A 16,470-nucleotide genomic window follows, 5' to 3' on the forward strand; every position below is an offset into this window, starting at 1 on the left:
TCATCTATTATCTATAGACACATAATCCCGCTGCGCTGATCCAGTATATAGTTGGCGTGGTCGTCCGATTTTTACTGCTGGTTCTTCCATCATTTCCATCCATTGTGATATCCATCCCACTGTTCGCGCTACTGCAAACATTACTGTAAACATATTTAAGGGGATTCCCAAGGCTTTAAATATCATTCCTGAGTAGAAATCTACATTTGGATATAGTTTGCGTTCAATGAAGTAGTCATCTTCTAGCGCGATTCGTTCTAGTTCCATCGCTACTTCAAACAGGGGTTGTTGTGTTGTATCTAATTCTTTTAATAGTTTATGACAAATATTTCTAATGATTGTTGCACGAGGGTCGTGGTTTTTATAAACTCTATGTCCAAAACCCATTAGTCGTGTGGGATCGTTTTTGTCTTTGAATTTTTTGATGTATTGAGGTATATTTTTTATATCACCTATTTGTTCTAACATCTTAATCACAGCTTCATTGGCTCCACCATGTGCTGGACCCCATAAGGTTGCAATTCCTGCCGCTACGCAAGAAAATGGATGTGCTTGTGAGCTACCTGCTAAACGTACTGTTGAGGTGCTAGCATTTTGTTCGTGATCTGCATGTAATATTAGGATAATTTCTAAGGCTTTTTTAGCCGTTTCGCTAAATTTATAGTCTTCTTTAGGTACCGAAAACATCATGTTCATAAAATTATCTACATATCCTAAATTATTACGCGGATATATATAAGGCTGACCTATGATGTATTTATGAATATTAGCGGCAATAGTTGGCATTTTTGCCAGTAATCGAATCGCTGCATCATAACGATGTTCTGGATTTTTTATATCTTGAATTTGATCAGGATAATAACTTGATAATGCTCCTACCACACCAACAAGCATTGACATTGGGTGAGCGTCATGTCTAAAGCCTTTGTAAAAATCGAGCAAGCCCTCATGCAACATTGTATGATGATTGATATTGTTAGTAAAATCAATCGTTTGTTGTTGTCTAGGTAGTTCACCATTTATTAATAAATAACAAACTTCAAGATAACTACTATGTTCTGCCAATTGCTCAATTGGATAGCCGCGATATAATAAAATCCCTTTATCACCATCAATAAAGGTTATTTTACTAGTACAACTAGCTGTCGTCATAAAAGCAGGATCATAAACAAACATTCCCAAGTCTTTATATAAATTTTGAGAATGAATAACAGATGGTCCATGTATGCCCTCGTGAATAGGGTATTCAATGGATTTTCCTGTACGATTGTCTGTTATAGTTACTGTTTGCTTGCTCATTTTTTTACCTCATTATTCCTGTTTAAAGATAATAGCATCTATTAATAGCATTACTGCTCCAATGCTAATTCCAATATCAGCTATATTAAAAGCTGGCCAATGCCATGCTTGATAATATATATCTATAAAATCAACTACATACCCATAAATTAGTCTATCCACAACATTACCTAATGCTCCGCCTAGTATTAAAGCTAATGCACAAGCTAACCAACGTTGTTTGCTGTCAAGGCGAGTTAGCCAAATCATAATAACTATGCTAACAATAATAGCCAGCGCACTTAAAAACCAACGTTGCCAACCGCCTTGATCAGCTAAAATACTCCATGCTGCACCGGTGTTATGTAATAATCTTAAATCAAAGTAGGGTAATATGTTTACTGGTTGATTGTAAGATAAATGAGTACTTACCCATGTTTTGGTGATTTGATCTAGTATCAGTATTATTAATGATAAGAATAGCCACATCAAATAATTTTTAGGCATATTGACGTTGTTCTCCTTCACCAGTTACATTTTCTACACAACGCCCACATAATTCTGGATGATCGGCATTGGTTCCAACATCTTCGCGATGATGCCAGCAGCGTACACATTTAGTGTATTCAGATGCTTTAATTTTAAGTTCAAAATCTTCAATGTCTGTAGATAAATGAATTTGCGCTGATGAAGTTATTAATACAAAACGTAATTCATCTTCTAAGAAACTTAATTGTTTATACAGTTTTTCGTTGCAATAAATTTCAACTTCAGCATCTAATGATGAACCAATCGTGCCAGCATTACGTAGTGCTTCTAATTCTTTACTTACAGCTTCACGTATTGTAAATACACTATCCCATTGTGTTGTTTGTTCTTGGCTTGCAACTAAACCTTGATACCATGTTTCAAGCAAGATTGATTCCCCACGTTCACCGGGCATATGTTGCCAAATATCTTCAGCAGTAAAGCTTAGAATTGGAGCTAGCCAACGTACTAGGGCTTCTACAATATGGTAAAGTGCAGTTTGGGCTGAGCGGCGAGCAAGACTGTCTGTTTGGCAAGTGTATTGACGATCTTTAATTACATCCAGATAGAGGCTACCCATATCTACTGCGCAGAAATGATGTAGTTTTTGATATACTTGATGAAATTGGTAATTGTCATAAGCTGTTATGATTTCTTGCTGTAATTTGCAAGCGCGATCCATTGCCCAACGATCAAAAGCTAACATGTTTTCAGGTTCAACACAATCGGTAGCTGGATTGAAATCATGTAGATTTGCTAGTAAGAAGCGGGATGTATTACGTAAACGTCGATAAGCGTCAGCAATGCGTTTTAGTATTTCATCAGATACTGTCATTTCACCAGTATAATCTGTTGCTGATACCCAAAGGCGTATAATATCTGCACCTAAGTTTTTCATGACTTTTTGTGGTGCCATTACATTGCCCAATGATTTGGACATTTTTCTGCCTTTGGCATCAACTGTAAAGCCATGTGTTAATACGGCTTTGTATGGCGGTGCGCCATCGTTCATTGCTACAGATGTTAAAAGCGAAGATTGAAACCAACCGCGATGTTGATCTGAGCCTTCTAAATATAGATCTGCGGGAATTTTGTCTAAAACTGTTGAATGTGTGACACCTGAATCAAACCATACATCTAAAGTGTCAGTAATTTTGTTATAATCATCAATCTCGAAGTCAAGCCACGCATCAGTGCCTTCTTTTTCAACGCGCTGCGCTATAGTTTCAATTAGTTCCAGAGTGTCTGGATGTAATTCGCCAGTGGTTTTATGGACAAATAAGGTAATTGGCACACCCCAATTACGTTGCCGTGATATACACCAATCTGGTCGATTTGCAATCATTCCTTCAATACGTTGCTCACCCCAATCAGGCATCCAACTAACTGTTTTTACAGAATCTATCGCTTTTTGTCGTAAACCTTGCTTATCCATGCTAATAAACCATTGAGGAGTAGCACGGAAAATAATTGGGGTTTTATGTCTCCAACAATGAGGGTAACTATGGCGAATATTATGTATAGCTAATAAACGTTCACGAAGTTTTAGTTCTTCAATAACATCTTCATTGGCATTAAATACATGTTTGCCAGCAAATAAAGGGGTATCAGGTAAAAATACGCCTCTTTCATTAACTGGATTCTCAATTGGTAAATTATAACGACTACCAACCACATAATCTTCTTGACCATGCCCGGGGGCTGTATGTACAGCACCAGTACCTGCTTCTGTAGTGACATGTGTGCCTAAGATAATAGGTACTTGACGATCATAAAACGGATGCTGTAATTGTAAACCTTCTAAATCTTTACCTTGACAATATGCTATTACATGATATTTTTCAATATTATATCGCAACATAGTATCTTTTAATAAAGCTTCAGCAACAATTAAACGTTCACCTTCACATTGCACCACAGAATATTCCAATTCTGGATGTAAAGCTACTGCTTGATTAGCTGGCAAAGTCCAAGGAGTAGTAGTCCAAATTACTACTGACAATGGTCCATTACCATAATGATCTGGAGCATGATGACAGCGTTCTAATAAGCTTGCTTCATCAATAACAGCAAAACGCACATCAATAGCAGTAGAAGATTTATCCTCATATTCAACTTCAGCTTCTGCCAAGGCAGAACCGCAATCTGTACACCAATGAACTGGCTTAAAACCTTTATCTAAATAACCAGCTTTTATAATTTTTCCCAAGGCACGAATAATATCAGCCTCAGTTTTATAATTCATGGTTAAATAAGGATTATCCCAATCAGCAATAATACCTAATCTTTGAAAATCAGTACGTTGCTTATTGACTTGACGTTGGGCATATTTACGGCAAGACTCACGAAATTGAATAGCATCAACTTTATGCCCTGCTTTACCAACCTTCTTTTCTACTTCTAATTCAATTGGCAAGCCATGACAATCCCAACCCGGAACATATGGTGTATTATAACCACTTAAAGTCCGAGACTTTATAATAATATCTTTTAAGATTTTATTGACAGCATGACCAATATGAATATCACCATTAGCATAAGGGGGACCATCATGTAAGATAAAACTAGGCTGATCTTTCCGCTGTTCTCTCAGCTTTTCATATATTTTTAGCTGTTCCCAATGCTTCAAAAATTCGGGTTCACGTTTTGGTAGATTACCCCGCATGGGGAATTTGGTTTTAGGTAAATTTAAAGTATCTTTATATTGACTCACGATATAATTCTCTTTCTCCACCCAAATGGTGGGTTTCGCTGTCGCTCTACCCACCCTACATAAAAAAATGAGTAGTTGTAGTTGTAGGGTGGGTAGAGCGCAAGCGAAACCCACCATTTGGTGGGCATTTAATTTATGCTAATAAAAATTCAAGCAATGCTTTTTGTGAATGTAAGCGATTTCCTGCTTGATTCCAGACTACACTTTGATTACCATCAATAATATCCGCAGTTACTTCTTCGCCACGATGAGCTGGTAGGCAGTGCATAAATAAAGCATCTGATTTTGCTAATGACATTAATTTATTATTGACTTGATAAGCAGCAAAAATTTTAGCGCGTTCTGTTTGTTCTTGTTCTTGCCCCATGCTTGCCCAAACGTCAGTAGAGATTAAATCAGCATCAGTAACTGCTTGTTCTGGATTATGACTTAATCTAACATGATCCTTAAATTTATTTAATAAATTTGCATCAGGTTCATAACCAACTGGATGTGCAATAACTAATTCAAAATCAAATTGATGTGCTGCTTCCATATAGGAATGACACATATTATTACCATCTCCAATCCAAGCAACTTTTTTACCTTGAATACTACCACGATGTTCAACATAAGTTTGTACATCTGCTAATAATTGGCAAGGATGGTGGAGATCAGTTAAGGCGTTAATAACTGGTTTTACTGAATATTCAGCAAATTTTTCAATCTTATCATGGGCATCAGTACGTACAATAATACAATCAACCATACTAGATAATACTCGCGCCATGTCTTCAATTGATTCACCACGCCCTAATTGAGTATCACGCGGTGATAAAAATATCGCGCTGCCTCCACATTGAGCCATAGCAGTTTCAAAAGAAACGCGAGTACGAGTGGATGATTTTTCAAACACCATTCCAGCGACTTTGTTTTTTAATGGTTCATAGATTGTTTTTTGTGTTTTAAGTTCAATAGCACGAGCAATTAATTGTTGTAATTCATCTTTAGATAAATCCATCAAACTTAAAAAGTGACGATATGCCATTTTTTTCTCCTTTATATAGCATCAAAAAAATTTTTAATCAAATCACTTACCGTAAGCACAATTTTATTCGCTTCTGCATCAGTGATAATAAAAGGTGGCAATAAGCGAATAACATTTGCTGCGGTAACATTAATTAATAAGCCTTGTTCTAAGGCTTGACTAACTAATTCTCCACAAGGCTGATCAAGTTCAATGCCAATCATTAAACCTTTGGTACGAATATCTCGTACACCTTTAATACCATTTAAAGCGGCGATAAATCCTTCAATAAAAATATTATTTAACTGATTTACTCGTGGTAATAAATTCTCCAGTTCAATAGTTTCAATCACTGCTAAAGCAGTTTTACAAGCTAAAGGATTACCGCCAAAAGTGGAACCATGCGTACCCGGTTGAAATACATTAGCCGCTTCACCACGCGCTAAGCAAGCACCAATTGGTATTCCATTACCTAATGCTTTAGCCAAAGTTAAAACATCAGGAATCATATCAAGATGTTGATAAGCAAACCATTTTCCAGTACGCCCAATTCCGGTTTGGATTTCATCCAGCATTAATAACCATTGATGCTGATCACATATAGAGCGTAATTTAGTTAAATAGTCATCGCTAGGAATGACTACTCCACCTTCACCTTGAACTGGTTCAACCAGCACAGCTACCACTTCAGAATTTTGTGATGCTATATTGAGTATGGCATCTATATCATTATAAGGCACTCGAACAAAGCCTTCTACTAAAGGTGCAAATCCAGCTCGGATTTTAGGATTACCAGTAGCACTTAAAGTGGCTAAGGTTCGCCCATGAAATGAACCTTCAGCAACAATAATAGTTGGACATTTTAAACCTTTTTGATGACCATATAAACGCGCTAATTTTATTGCAGCTTCATTAGCTTCAGCCCCTGAATTACAAAAAAATGCCTTCTCCATATCAGAGATTTGCATTAATTTATCTGCTAAAGCTTGTTGATTTTTAATATTATAGAGGTTAGAAGTATGTAATAACTTCTTTGCTTGTTCGCATATAGCAGAACTTATTGCTGGATGAGAATGACCTAAATTGCAAACGGCTATACCTGAAACAGCATCTAAATAAGCTTTATCTTGCTCATCCGATAACCACGCACCTTTGGCTTTTACAAAGCTAACGGGTAGAGGAGCATAATTAGACATTAAAGTACTCATAATTGAATTCCAAAAAAAAACAGTCTTTAAAAGACTGTTGTTGTCATTAAATATAATTATAACACATTGTGTTGATTTAATTTTTAACTAAGTTGAACTCTATTACTAACATGAGTCAATAATTCATAAGCAATAGTACCTGATAGGCTGGCAATTTCTTCTACTGGTAAATTTTTACCCCATAATATTACTGGATCACCTACACGAGCATTAGGTTGATTACGTAAATCTACTATTATCATATCCATAGAAACTCTACCAATTAAGGGTACTCTTCTACCATTTACTAAAATTGGAGTTCCTGAAGGTGCATGACGTGGATAGCCGTCTGCATATCCAATTGGAATTATACCAATTGGCATGGTTTGTGGGCAATGCCATGTTGCTCCATAACCAATTGCTTCACCTTTGCGACATCGTTTGATGCTCATTAAGGATGATTGTAATTGCATTACAGGCTGTAAACCATCATCTTGAGCGACGCTGTTCAGAAATGGCGAAACTCCATATAACATAATTCCCGGGCGTACCCAATTTGCATGAGTTTGAGACCATCCTAAAACTCCGGCTGAATTAGCTAATGATGCTTCCAGATTTAAATTTCTGGCTAAATCTAAAAATATTTGAGTTTGTTGTTTGGTTGTATTATCTTTAAGATCATCAGCACAAGATAAATGGCTCATTAAACGAATAGGATCAGCAACTTGTTGACATTGTGATAATAACTTATAAATAGGTTCAATTTCCGTGGGGCTAAAACCTAAACGGTGCATTCCAGTATCAACTTTTAACCATATATGTATAGGTTGTTCAACTTGAGATTGGACTATAGCTTCAAATTGCTTGGGGGTATGAAGAACAATTTGTAATTGATGTTCTACAATTATCTCTAATTCTTCTGCTTGAAAAAAACCTTCAAGTAAAACTATTGGTAACTTAATACCAGCATCCCGTAATACCAATGCTTCTTGAAGACAACAAACAGCAAAAGCATCGACTTCGGATTCTAATGTATTAGCAATTTTAACAGCACCATGACCATAGCCATTTGCTTTTACAACAGCCATAATAGATTGTTCAGGGGCGCAATCTTTAACTCGTTGTAAATTAGCACGTAAAGCTCCGCTATCAATGAAGGCATTAGTGGGACGGCTCATGTTACTTCTTCTCCGTGAAAAGAATCTGTAGATAGATCTGCAAATTTGGTGAATCTTCCCTGAAAAGACAACTTAGTCATTCCAATAGGACCATTACGTTGTTTACCAATAATAATTTCAGCAATGTTTTTATCGGGACTATCAGGATCATAAACTTCGTCTCTGTAAATAAATACTATTAGATCGCTATCTTGCTCTAGGGAACCCGATTCTCTCAAGTCTGACATTTTAGGTCTTTTATCTGGTCGTTGTTCTAAGCTACGATTTAATTGAGATAAAGCTATTACTGGTACATTTAATTCTTTGGCTAATGACTTCAGGGAACGAGAAATTTCAGAAACTTCGGTGGCGCGATTTTCGTTGCTACCATGAACTTGCATTAGTTGTAAATAGTCAATTATAATTAAGCCTAGTTGACCATGTTCACGCGCTAAGCGGCGTGTTCTAGCTCGTAGATCTGTTGGACTTAATGCTGGTGAGTCATCAATAAATAATAATGATGATTCTAATTTACTGAGAGATTGCGTCAACTTTGACCATTCATCATTATTTAATTTACCGGTACGTATATTTTGTAGATGGACTTCCGCTGTAGATGAAATTAAACGCATCATTAATTGTTCACTTGACATTTCCATACTAAACACAGCTACTGGCAAGTTATTATTTACTGCTACATGTCCAGCAATATTCATTGCAAAGGTTGTTTTACCCATAGATGGTCGCCCTGCAACAATTATTAAGTCTGAAGATTGTAAGCCTAATGTTTCTGCATCGAAATATTTAAATCCCGTTTCTACTCCAGTAATACTTCCTTGTTGTTCAGATAGATATTCTATACGATCTAGCGTTTTACTGGCAATAGTTTTCATATCCTGAAAACCAGTATTTTTATGTGCGCCTAGTTCTGCTATTTCAAAGACTAATTTTTCGGCATTATCTAGCAGTTGAGAGCTTTTTTGTCCCTTGGTATTTAATGCACTTTCCATAATCTTTCGACCAACTTGTATTAATTGGCGTAAAATGGAACGTTCTTGTACGATTTCTGCGTAATTTTCAATATTGGCAGCACTAGGCGTGTTATTAGCTAATAAAGCTAAATATACACCACCCCCAATTTTTTCTAATTTATCATGTCTTTGTAACCATTCACCTAAAGTTACTGCATCAGAAGGCTGACCCTCTTCAGATAATGACTTAATTGCACGAAATAGAATTTGATGTTCTGGTAAATAAAAATCAGCTTCAATGACTACATCGGCAATAGAAATCCATGCTTCATTATTCAGCATCAAGCCACCTAAAACGGACTGTTCAGCTTCTTTTGAAAATGGGGGGGTTTTTAAGGATTCAACTTCTCTATCTTGGGGAACATGACTTTGCATTTTGAGGATTACCATACTAAAATAGTATGGTAAATTAAAACTTAGCTTTCTGAAATAACTTGAATAGTTACAAAAGAATTTACGTCTGGATGTAAATGAACATCAACATCATATTCACCTACATGTCGTATTGGTCCATCTTTTAAACTAATTTCATTTTTTGAGATTTGAATACCACCTTTATTAATCGCTTGAGCAATATCAGCGGCACTAACAGAACCAAATAGTTTACCTTCAAGACCAACTTTACCTGCAATTTCAACTATAATTTCTTGTAATTGTTCTGCACGTTTTTTCGCGTCTTCTAGTACATCAATTTGATTTTTTTCAAATTCAGCACGACGAGCTTCAAATTCAGCAAGATTATCAGCAGTAGCAGCAGCGGCTTTTCCATGAGGAATCAAGTAATTACGACCATAGCCATTTTTAATGACAACTTTATCGCCTAAATTACCTAAATGTTTGATTTTTTCGAGAAGAATTACTTCCATTGTACTAAACTCCTAATTATCGTGTGCATCACTATAAGGTAATAATGCCAAGTAACGAGCGCGTTTTATTGCTTGTGCTAATTGTCTTTGGTAACGAGCTTTAGTTCCTGTAATACGGCTTGGCACAATTTTACCTGTTTCGGTAACATAAGCTTTTAAGACGGCTAAATCTTTATAATCAATGGTTTCAATATTTTCAGCAGTGAAACGGCAATATCTTTTACGACGAAAAAAGCGTGATTGGGTGTTACGTTTTTGCTTATTCTTGTTTTTAAAATTTCTCATAATATCATTTAATAATGGCTAGATTTCTCAGCTTTTTTCTCAGCCGGATTCTCTTTGAATAATGGAGATACTTCAGTAATTGCCTTTTTTTGATTCATAATCATATGACGAATTACTGCATCATTAAAACGAAATGCGGTAGAAATTTCTTCAATTACTTCAGTATCACATTCAATATTCATCAATACATAATGAGCTTTATGTATTTTATTAATCGGATAAGCCAATTGTCGCCTTCCCCAATCTTCAAGGCGGTGAATATTACCATTATTATTGGTAATGATACCTTGATAACGTTCAATCATTGCTTCTACTTGTTCACTTTGATCAGGATGAACAAGAAATAGTATTTCGTAGTGTTTCATAGAAACTCCTTACGGGTTAAACAGCTTTATGTTTATAATTATCATAAAGCAAGGAGAAATAAAAACATTATATTATATAATAATTGAATGTAAATTACAACAATGTTTAGAAAAACATCAAAAAAAAGCTATTAAAGCTGATTCACAGTCCAATTATAATCATAATTGAATGAGCCACGATAATTTCTAAGTCGTTTAGCTAGCTGTGGTTTAGCATATTTGATTAAATGTTGTTTGACATTGCGAAAATCAACTTGATACCATTGATAAATACGAGAAATGACTAATTTGCGACCCTTAAACTGTACACCACGTGTATGATTGATATAATTTATTGCCGCATTATTTAATAAGCTTTCTGTATTTGCAGAAGTATAAGCTGTTGCAGCTAAATTAGGGCAACCAAGACTAGCGCAATTAACTGCATAATGTATTCGATTATCGCGCCAAATTGGACGTAATATATTATGTTCAATATTGTTCAAGCTTAATTTTTTACCCAATACAGTAACATATTTATTATTCCAAGGACCTCTGCCAAACCAGCCAATTTTTTTAATTGAAGAAATCGGATAATTATCGACAACTACCTTTACTGTCAAAGCATTATAAAAGTTAATCCAATATGCTTTTTGTACTTTCTTTGAATAGCGGCGTGGATTTATGGCTTCTAAAGATCTAATATACGCATTTAACTTATTACGATTTCTTTTATTAGCTTTTAAAGCTGCATAGTTGAAACGGTTAATATCAGAAGCTATTAAATAGCCGTTTAAAATTTGTTGCCAAGCATTATGATTAATTTTGACTTTATTGGCTCCATTGCTGTGATTCCAGAATGGCATTAACCGCGCTTGAGGAGCGGCATTTACAGATCCAACTATTGTTAATAACAATATTGCAACTGCATATTTTAACTGCATCATACTTAATTCTCTAATTTAGAATGATTTTATATATGAACATATTAAACTTGTTTAGTCAAGGGTTAAATTCACTTGATATAAATATTGATACCAAACACCAACAACAGATATTAGATTATCTGGTTTTGCTGAAAAAATGGAATCGCGTTTATAATTTAACTGCAATAGCTGATGAAGAAATGATACCTAAGCATGTATTAGATAGTTTAGCTGTATTGCCTTATATTTGTGGAACGCGAATTTTAGATGTTGGTACAGGAGCTGGTTTACCGGGATTATTATTGGCAATCGCACGCCCAGATTGGCAATGTGTTTTAGTTGATAGTAATGCAAAAAAAATTCGTTTTATCAAGCAAGTTATAATTGAGTTAAAACTTGATAATGTTGAGGCTGTATGTTCACGTATTGAGAATTTTAATGATCAAAAACTATTTGATACTATTATTTCCAGAGCATATAGCGATATACAAAGTTTTTATATGCAAACTGAAAGATTATGTTCAAATGGCGGCTGCTTATTAGCTATGAAAGGTAAGAAACCTGAAATAGCAGAAATACAAGCATCTATAAAAATAATACCTTTAAAAATTCCATATTTGCAAGCTGCACGACATTTGGTTAAAATACGTCTGTAGATAAATACCTAATTGTCTGAATCAGAATTTACAGGATTTTAGAATTAACAGAAACGAAGTAATAAAACTCCAAAACCCATTCTGAAAATTCTAAAATCCTGAAAATCCTGATTCAGACATAATTGGTGCTTCTTCATAATTCAACGGCTCACACACAAAATCCACATCTCTTTCGTCATCATAGCGTTTCAAAGCCGCTGCTACATTTTCGCCCCGTGCCACTGCTAAAATCAATTCGCTATATTCCTGTTTTAATTCATACTGTGTACCAGCAAAATTGGCTTTGGCTTCCCGGGCTAAAACTTCATAATTTTTCCAAATTTCCGCAGTTTCAGGGTCTAAAGTTTTTTTAATTGCTAAGGCTTGCTCGGCGAATTGTTGGGCTTCAGGTAAACGGTTGGGATTATTTTGCAATAGATTAGCAAGGTTATTCATTAATAATGATGCTATTACCATATCTTTTCCATGTTCGATTGCTTTTCGATACCAAGCTTCAGATTCTTTGTCTTTACCAAGAGATTCTGTTATACAAGCTAATGCATTCCAATTTGCTATAGCACCATTTTTACCAAAAATTATTCCCAAATTTTCCTTAATCTGGACTGATTTCCTATATACTTTTTCTGCTTCCTCGAATTGATTAGCTTCTTCATACAATAAACCTAATCTATATATAATTATAAATCAAAAAAAGCATACTATTATTTCCAGATCATATAACGATATACAAAGTTTTTATATGCAAAATTTAGAAATAACAGCTAATTGATATTGATAATCTTCTTCTTCTCCCCAAATTTCTTCATTTTTTTCTTCAAGAGTTTGGCGATTAAGCCTGAATAAATTTCCATTTATATAATCATAAAGATAGGTAAATAATCCTTTATCTATCGCTTGCAGTAATCGCGTTTGCCAAAAAAACATCCCCTGTTCTGTTTGAATGTTATCGCTCATGATAATATCGTAAGTTTCAATAATATACTCAAAAAATATTTTTTCAGCTAAACCAGCTGTTAATCCTTTATATTTAGGATCTACAGTTCGCCACAATAAGATTTGTGTTGCTGGGCGAGAATTTAAAAAAACATCATTCACAATAATGACTTTATTGTAATAAATGACTTTTTCTTCCGTTTTTGAGATTAACGCAATTTCAAAAGTATTATCAGCTTCTCTCTCATCAACTCTAATCAGATCAAATCCTTCCAAAATGGATAAGCCCAGTTTAGTCAGTATAGAAACTGGTAAACTATCCATCAGTTTATGATACAAATCATGATTCATTCTTATTTGCATCAACTTTTTAAAATCATGTTTTATATCTTTACGGTTAAGATATAACTGTGGCATAGTTATGCACTCCGGTTATTCAGGAAATATTCCAGTAGATAAATACCTATCGCCTCGATCACAAATAATTACTACAATTATTGCATTATTGACTTGTTCAGATAATTGCAAGGCTCCTGCTACTGCACCACCTGATGAAATACCGCAAAAAATACCTTCTTCAACTGCTAAAGCGCGTGTTGTATTTTCCGCGCTTTGTTGGTCAATATCAATAATGCTATCTACTCGTGTTTCATCAAAGATTTTTGGTAAATATTCTTTAGACCAGCGGCGAATTCCGGGTATTTTAGCCCCTTGGGCTGGTTGCAATCCAACAATTTGTATTTCTGAATTGACTTCTTTTAAATAACGAGAAGTACCCATAATAGTGCCAGTAGTACCCATTGCACTTACAAAATGGGTGATTGTTCCTTCTGTATCGCGCCAAATCTCTGGTCCAGTTGTTTTATAATGAGCCAAGGGATTATCGGGATTGTCAAATTGATTTAAAATTTTGCCTTTACCCTCTTGTTGCATTTTTATAGCTAAATCACGTGCTTCTTCCATGCTGCCTTGTTGTGATACTAGTATAATTTTTGCGCCATAAGCCTTCATTAATTGTCGCCGTTCAAGACTCATATTTTCTGGCATAATCAATACCATTTTATAAGCCTTAATAGCGGCTACCATAGCTAAAGCTATACCAGTATTGCCGCTAGTTGCTTCAATTAATGTATCGCCCGGTTTAATCTCACCTCGTAGCTCCGCTTCTTGAATCATACTCAAAGCAGGGCGATCTTTAACTGAACCAGCAGGATTATTACCTTCTAATTTTAGTAAAATGGTATTATTATTAGGATTTAATCGTTGTAAACGAACCAGTGGTGTATTACCAACAAAATTTTCTATGCTTGGAAATTTCATAACTTATTTTTTTAATGGAGTAAATTTATATTGAATCAACAAATTTTTAAGGTTTATACCAATCGCCAACTTGATAAGATCGAAGCATTACAAAAAATACCTCAAGACATGCTTTTTTCTATGCAAGTAGTCGCAAATGTATTGCCTTTTAGGGTCAATAACTATGTTATAAATGAATTAATTGACTGGAATAATATTCCTGATGATCCAATATTTCAATTGGTTTTTCCTCAACAAAGTATGTTAGAGCAAACCAGTTATGAACGTATGGCATCTTTATTAAAACAAAATCCAGCACCACAATTAGTCAAAAAACTAGCTACAGAATTACGCGCTGAACTCAATCCTCATCCTGCTGGACAAATGGATTTAAATGTTCCATCATTAAATAATGAGCCAGTCAAGGGCATACAACATAAATATAAAGAAACAGTTCTATTTTTTCCAAGTCAAGGACAAGTATGTCATAGTTATTGTACCTTTTGCTTTCGTTGGGCACAGTTTGTAGGCGATAAAAATTTGCGTTTTGCCTCACATGAAATAGACCAATTACACACATATTTGAAAACTCATACTGAAGTTTCTGATATTTTATTTACTGGTGGTGATCCTATGGTTATGAAGACCAAAAATCTACGACCATATTTGGAAACTTTGTTAAGCCCAGAATTATCTCATGTACAAACCATCCGTATTGGTACCAAGGCTTTGACTTTTTGGCCATATCGTTTTGTTACAGATGATGATGCAGATGAGTTGTTAGAGTTGCTGGAAAAGCTTGTAAAATCTGGTAAACATGTTGCCATTATGGCACATTATAATCATTGGCGTGAATTAGAACCACCTATAGCACATGAAGCGATTCGTAGGATTCGTAATACTGGTGCAGAAATTCGCAGTCAAGGGCCTTTATTAGCACATATTAATGATGATCATAAAGTTTGGGCAAAACTATGGCGTGAACAAGTGAAATTAGGGATTATTCCATATTATATGTTTGTAGAACGCGATACTGGAGCCTGTAATTATTTTGAAATACCTTTAGCTAAAGCATGGGAAATTTATCGTCAAGCTATACAAAAAGTTTCTGGTTTAGCACGTACAGCGCGTGGTCCATCAATGAGTGCTGGTCCGGGTAAGGTTGAAATTCAGGGAGTTACAGAAATTCAAGGAGAAAAAGTATTTGTATTGCGCTTTATTCAGGGGCGTAATCCTGAATGGGTGCAAAAACCATTTTTTGCCAAATATGACCCTAAAGCAACTTGGTTGAATCATTTAGAACCAGCATTTGGAGAAAAACAGTTTTTCTTTGAAAAACAATAATATCAAGCATGTCCCCTTTCAAAAAAAGGGGAAGTAAGTGGAGTAATTTACTAAATTATTTATACATATAAGTTTTGGTACGAATTTTCCAACCAGCAAACCAGCGAGATTCATTACGTTGTGCTGGAGAATTTTGAATACGACGTTTCAGTACATATTCAGCACTGTTGGCAAATTCTGTCATAACATCATCAGCATTATTTGACATATTTTCTAAGACTTGTAATAAGCCCCAGCCTTGACCATTATAACGTTCAGTCGGTTTAGTACCTTCACCTTTGAAATTAACATAATCAATTAGGGCATAAATACCATTAGGTCTGGCATTTGCTACTTGATAAAATTGTTCACGTACATGATCACGTTTTCGTTCAGAAGTTAAGCTATCCAACATAATTGGTAATGCTTTTTCTAAACGTTGAATAATAAATTGTACTTGTTGAGGGATAGTATTTTCAAGCAATGTACGTAATTCATTCATGCGAGAACTGTTCTGATCCCTTTTGAAGGCTTCATGAGATTTCCAAGGGGCATCTTCAGGTAACCAAGTTGGAGTTGCTACTCCTTGTTGTTCTAAAAAGGCGATTAAATCAGGAAAAGTTTCATGAAAACGTCCTTCTTGAGCGGCAGGATACCAAATAAAATGACCAATACCTAGTGAGGCAAAATTTTCACCTTTATTCCAAGCGGTTAAATGTTCTACTTTCGCAGAACCTTCATTCATCCAAATTTTGTGTCCAATTTCCTTAGCTTCAGCCATTGCAACTTGGATGTATTTAGGTTTGGGTGCTTCATCTACGACTGTTATGGGTTTTGCTTCTGGTGGCGGTGTTTCTGTGGTAGCACAAGCTGAGAATAAAAATGCTACTAAAAACATTGATGTTTTAATATACATATGATTCATAATGGTCTTATAA

Annotated in this window: 17 protein-coding genes and 1 pseudogene; 2 read left to right on the plus strand and 16 right to left on the minus strand. The window is 35.1% G+C overall.

What is annotated here, in order from left to right:
- The 11 genes from BHU68_RS02795 to BHU68_RS02845 form a co-directional block, all read right to left on the minus strand.
- Complete coding sequence (locus tag BHU68_RS02795; RefSeq protein WP_069470550.1) at positions 1–1,299, minus strand: citrate synthase; 1,299 nt, start codon at positions 1,297–1,299, stop codon at positions 1–3.
- A 12-nt stretch (positions 1,300–1,311) separates the two neighbouring features.
- Positions 1,312–1,785, minus strand: coding sequence for a signal peptidase II (lspA, locus tag BHU68_RS02800; RefSeq protein WP_069470549.1), 474 nt, complete (start codon positions 1,783–1,785; stop codon positions 1,312–1,314).
- Positions 1,778–4,519: an isoleucine--tRNA ligase gene (gene ileS / locus BHU68_RS02805; RefSeq protein ID WP_102135568.1), complete on the minus strand. Its 2,742-nt coding sequence runs from the start codon at positions 4,517–4,519 to the stop codon at positions 1,778–1,780. Before ileS ends, lspA begins: the two co-directional genes overlap by 8 nt.
- A gap of 133 nt (positions 4,520–4,652) precedes the next feature.
- Positions 4,653–5,546, minus strand: a complete 894-nt coding sequence (gene argF, locus BHU68_RS02810) for an ornithine carbamoyltransferase (protein ID WP_069470548.1) — start codon at positions 5,544–5,546, stop codon at positions 4,653–4,655.
- Positions 5,547–5,557: 11 nt separating this feature from the next.
- Complete coding sequence (locus tag BHU68_RS02815; protein WP_069470547.1) at positions 5,558–6,733, minus strand: aspartate aminotransferase family protein; 1,176 nt, start codon at positions 6,731–6,733, stop codon at positions 5,558–5,560.
- An 83-nt stretch (positions 6,734–6,816) separates the two neighbouring features.
- The gene (gene alr / locus BHU68_RS02820; RefSeq protein WP_069470546.1) at positions 6,817–7,890 is read right to left on the minus strand and encodes an alanine racemase; all 1,074 of its coding nucleotides are present in this window, start codon (positions 7,888–7,890) and stop codon (positions 6,817–6,819) included.
- Positions 7,887–9,275 (minus strand): replicative DNA helicase, encoded by a 1,389-nt coding sequence (gene dnaB / locus BHU68_RS02825; RefSeq protein WP_069470545.1) that lies wholly within the window; start codon positions 9,273–9,275, stop codon positions 7,887–7,889. Before dnaB ends, alr begins: the two co-directional genes overlap by 4 nt.
- Positions 9,276–9,316: 41 nt before the next feature.
- A complete protein-coding gene (gene rplI / locus BHU68_RS02830; protein WP_069470544.1) occupies positions 9,317–9,766 on the minus strand; it encodes a 50S ribosomal protein L9 in 450 nt (149 codons plus the stop codon).
- A 12-nt stretch (positions 9,767–9,778) separates the two neighbouring features.
- The gene (gene rpsR, locus BHU68_RS02835; RefSeq protein ID WP_069470543.1) at positions 9,779–10,051 is read right to left on the minus strand and encodes a 30S ribosomal protein S18; all 273 of its coding nucleotides are present in this window, start codon (positions 10,049–10,051) and stop codon (positions 9,779–9,781) included.
- Positions 10,052–10,059: 8 nt separating this feature from the next.
- Complete coding sequence (gene rpsF, locus BHU68_RS02840) at positions 10,060–10,416, minus strand: 30S ribosomal protein S6 (RefSeq protein WP_069470542.1); 357 nt, start codon at positions 10,414–10,416, stop codon at positions 10,060–10,062.
- Positions 10,417–10,547: 131 nt separating this feature from the next.
- Positions 10,548–11,342 carry a DUF547 domain-containing protein gene (locus BHU68_RS02845; RefSeq protein ID WP_069470541.1) on the minus strand — a complete coding sequence of 265 codons (795 nt, stop codon included), beginning with the start codon at positions 11,340–11,342 and terminating at the stop codon, positions 10,548–10,550.
- 32 nt (positions 11,343–11,374) lie between these two features.
- Between BHU68_RS02845 and rsmG the strand changes: the two genes are divergently transcribed.
- Positions 11,375–11,977 carry a 16S rRNA (guanine(527)-N(7))-methyltransferase RsmG gene (gene rsmG / locus BHU68_RS02850; protein ID WP_069470540.1) on the plus strand — a complete coding sequence of 201 codons (603 nt, stop codon included), beginning with the start codon at positions 11,375–11,377 and terminating at the stop codon, positions 11,975–11,977.
- Between the two features lie 90 nt (positions 11,978–12,067).
- Here rsmG and BHU68_RS02855 read toward each other — a convergent pair whose 3' ends face one another.
- From BHU68_RS02855 to cysM, 4 genes and pseudogenes are all read right to left on the minus strand, one after another.
- Complete coding sequence (locus BHU68_RS02855; RefSeq protein WP_141698790.1) at positions 12,068–12,562, minus strand: tetratricopeptide repeat protein; 495 nt, start codon at positions 12,560–12,562, stop codon at positions 12,068–12,070.
- A 12-nt stretch (positions 12,563–12,574) separates the two neighbouring features.
- Positions 12,575–12,658, minus strand: a pseudogene (locus BHU68_RS18225) (hypothetical protein); the annotation flags it as partial.
- A 54-nt stretch (positions 12,659–12,712) separates the two neighbouring features.
- The gene (locus tag BHU68_RS02860) at positions 12,713–13,327 is read right to left on the minus strand and encodes a hypothetical protein (RefSeq protein ID WP_069470538.1); all 615 of its coding nucleotides are present in this window, start codon (positions 13,325–13,327) and stop codon (positions 12,713–12,715) included.
- A 15-nt stretch (positions 13,328–13,342) separates the two neighbouring features.
- Positions 13,343–14,230, minus strand: coding sequence for a cysteine synthase CysM (cysM, locus tag BHU68_RS02865; protein WP_069470537.1), 888 nt, complete (start codon positions 14,228–14,230; stop codon positions 13,343–13,345).
- 30 nt (positions 14,231–14,260) lie between these two features.
- Between cysM and BHU68_RS02870 the strand changes: the two genes are divergently transcribed.
- Positions 14,261–15,553: a KamA family radical SAM protein gene (locus BHU68_RS02870; RefSeq protein WP_216092580.1), complete on the plus strand. Its 1,293-nt coding sequence runs from the start codon at positions 14,261–14,263 to the stop codon at positions 15,551–15,553.
- A 55-nt stretch (positions 15,554–15,608) separates the two neighbouring features.
- On the opposite strand, the gene BHU68_RS02875 is transcribed toward BHU68_RS02870, so the two are convergent.
- Positions 15,609–16,457, minus strand: a complete 849-nt coding sequence (locus tag BHU68_RS02875) for a hypothetical protein (protein ID WP_216092866.1) — start codon at positions 16,455–16,457, stop codon at positions 15,609–15,611.
- Between the last annotated feature and the right edge of the window lie 13 nt (positions 16,458–16,470).

Origin of the sequence: Candidatus Marithrix sp. Canyon 246, from assembly GCF_001723685.1 — a bacterium.
Classification (GTDB): domain Bacteria; phylum Pseudomonadota; class Gammaproteobacteria; order Beggiatoales; family Beggiatoaceae; genus Marithrix.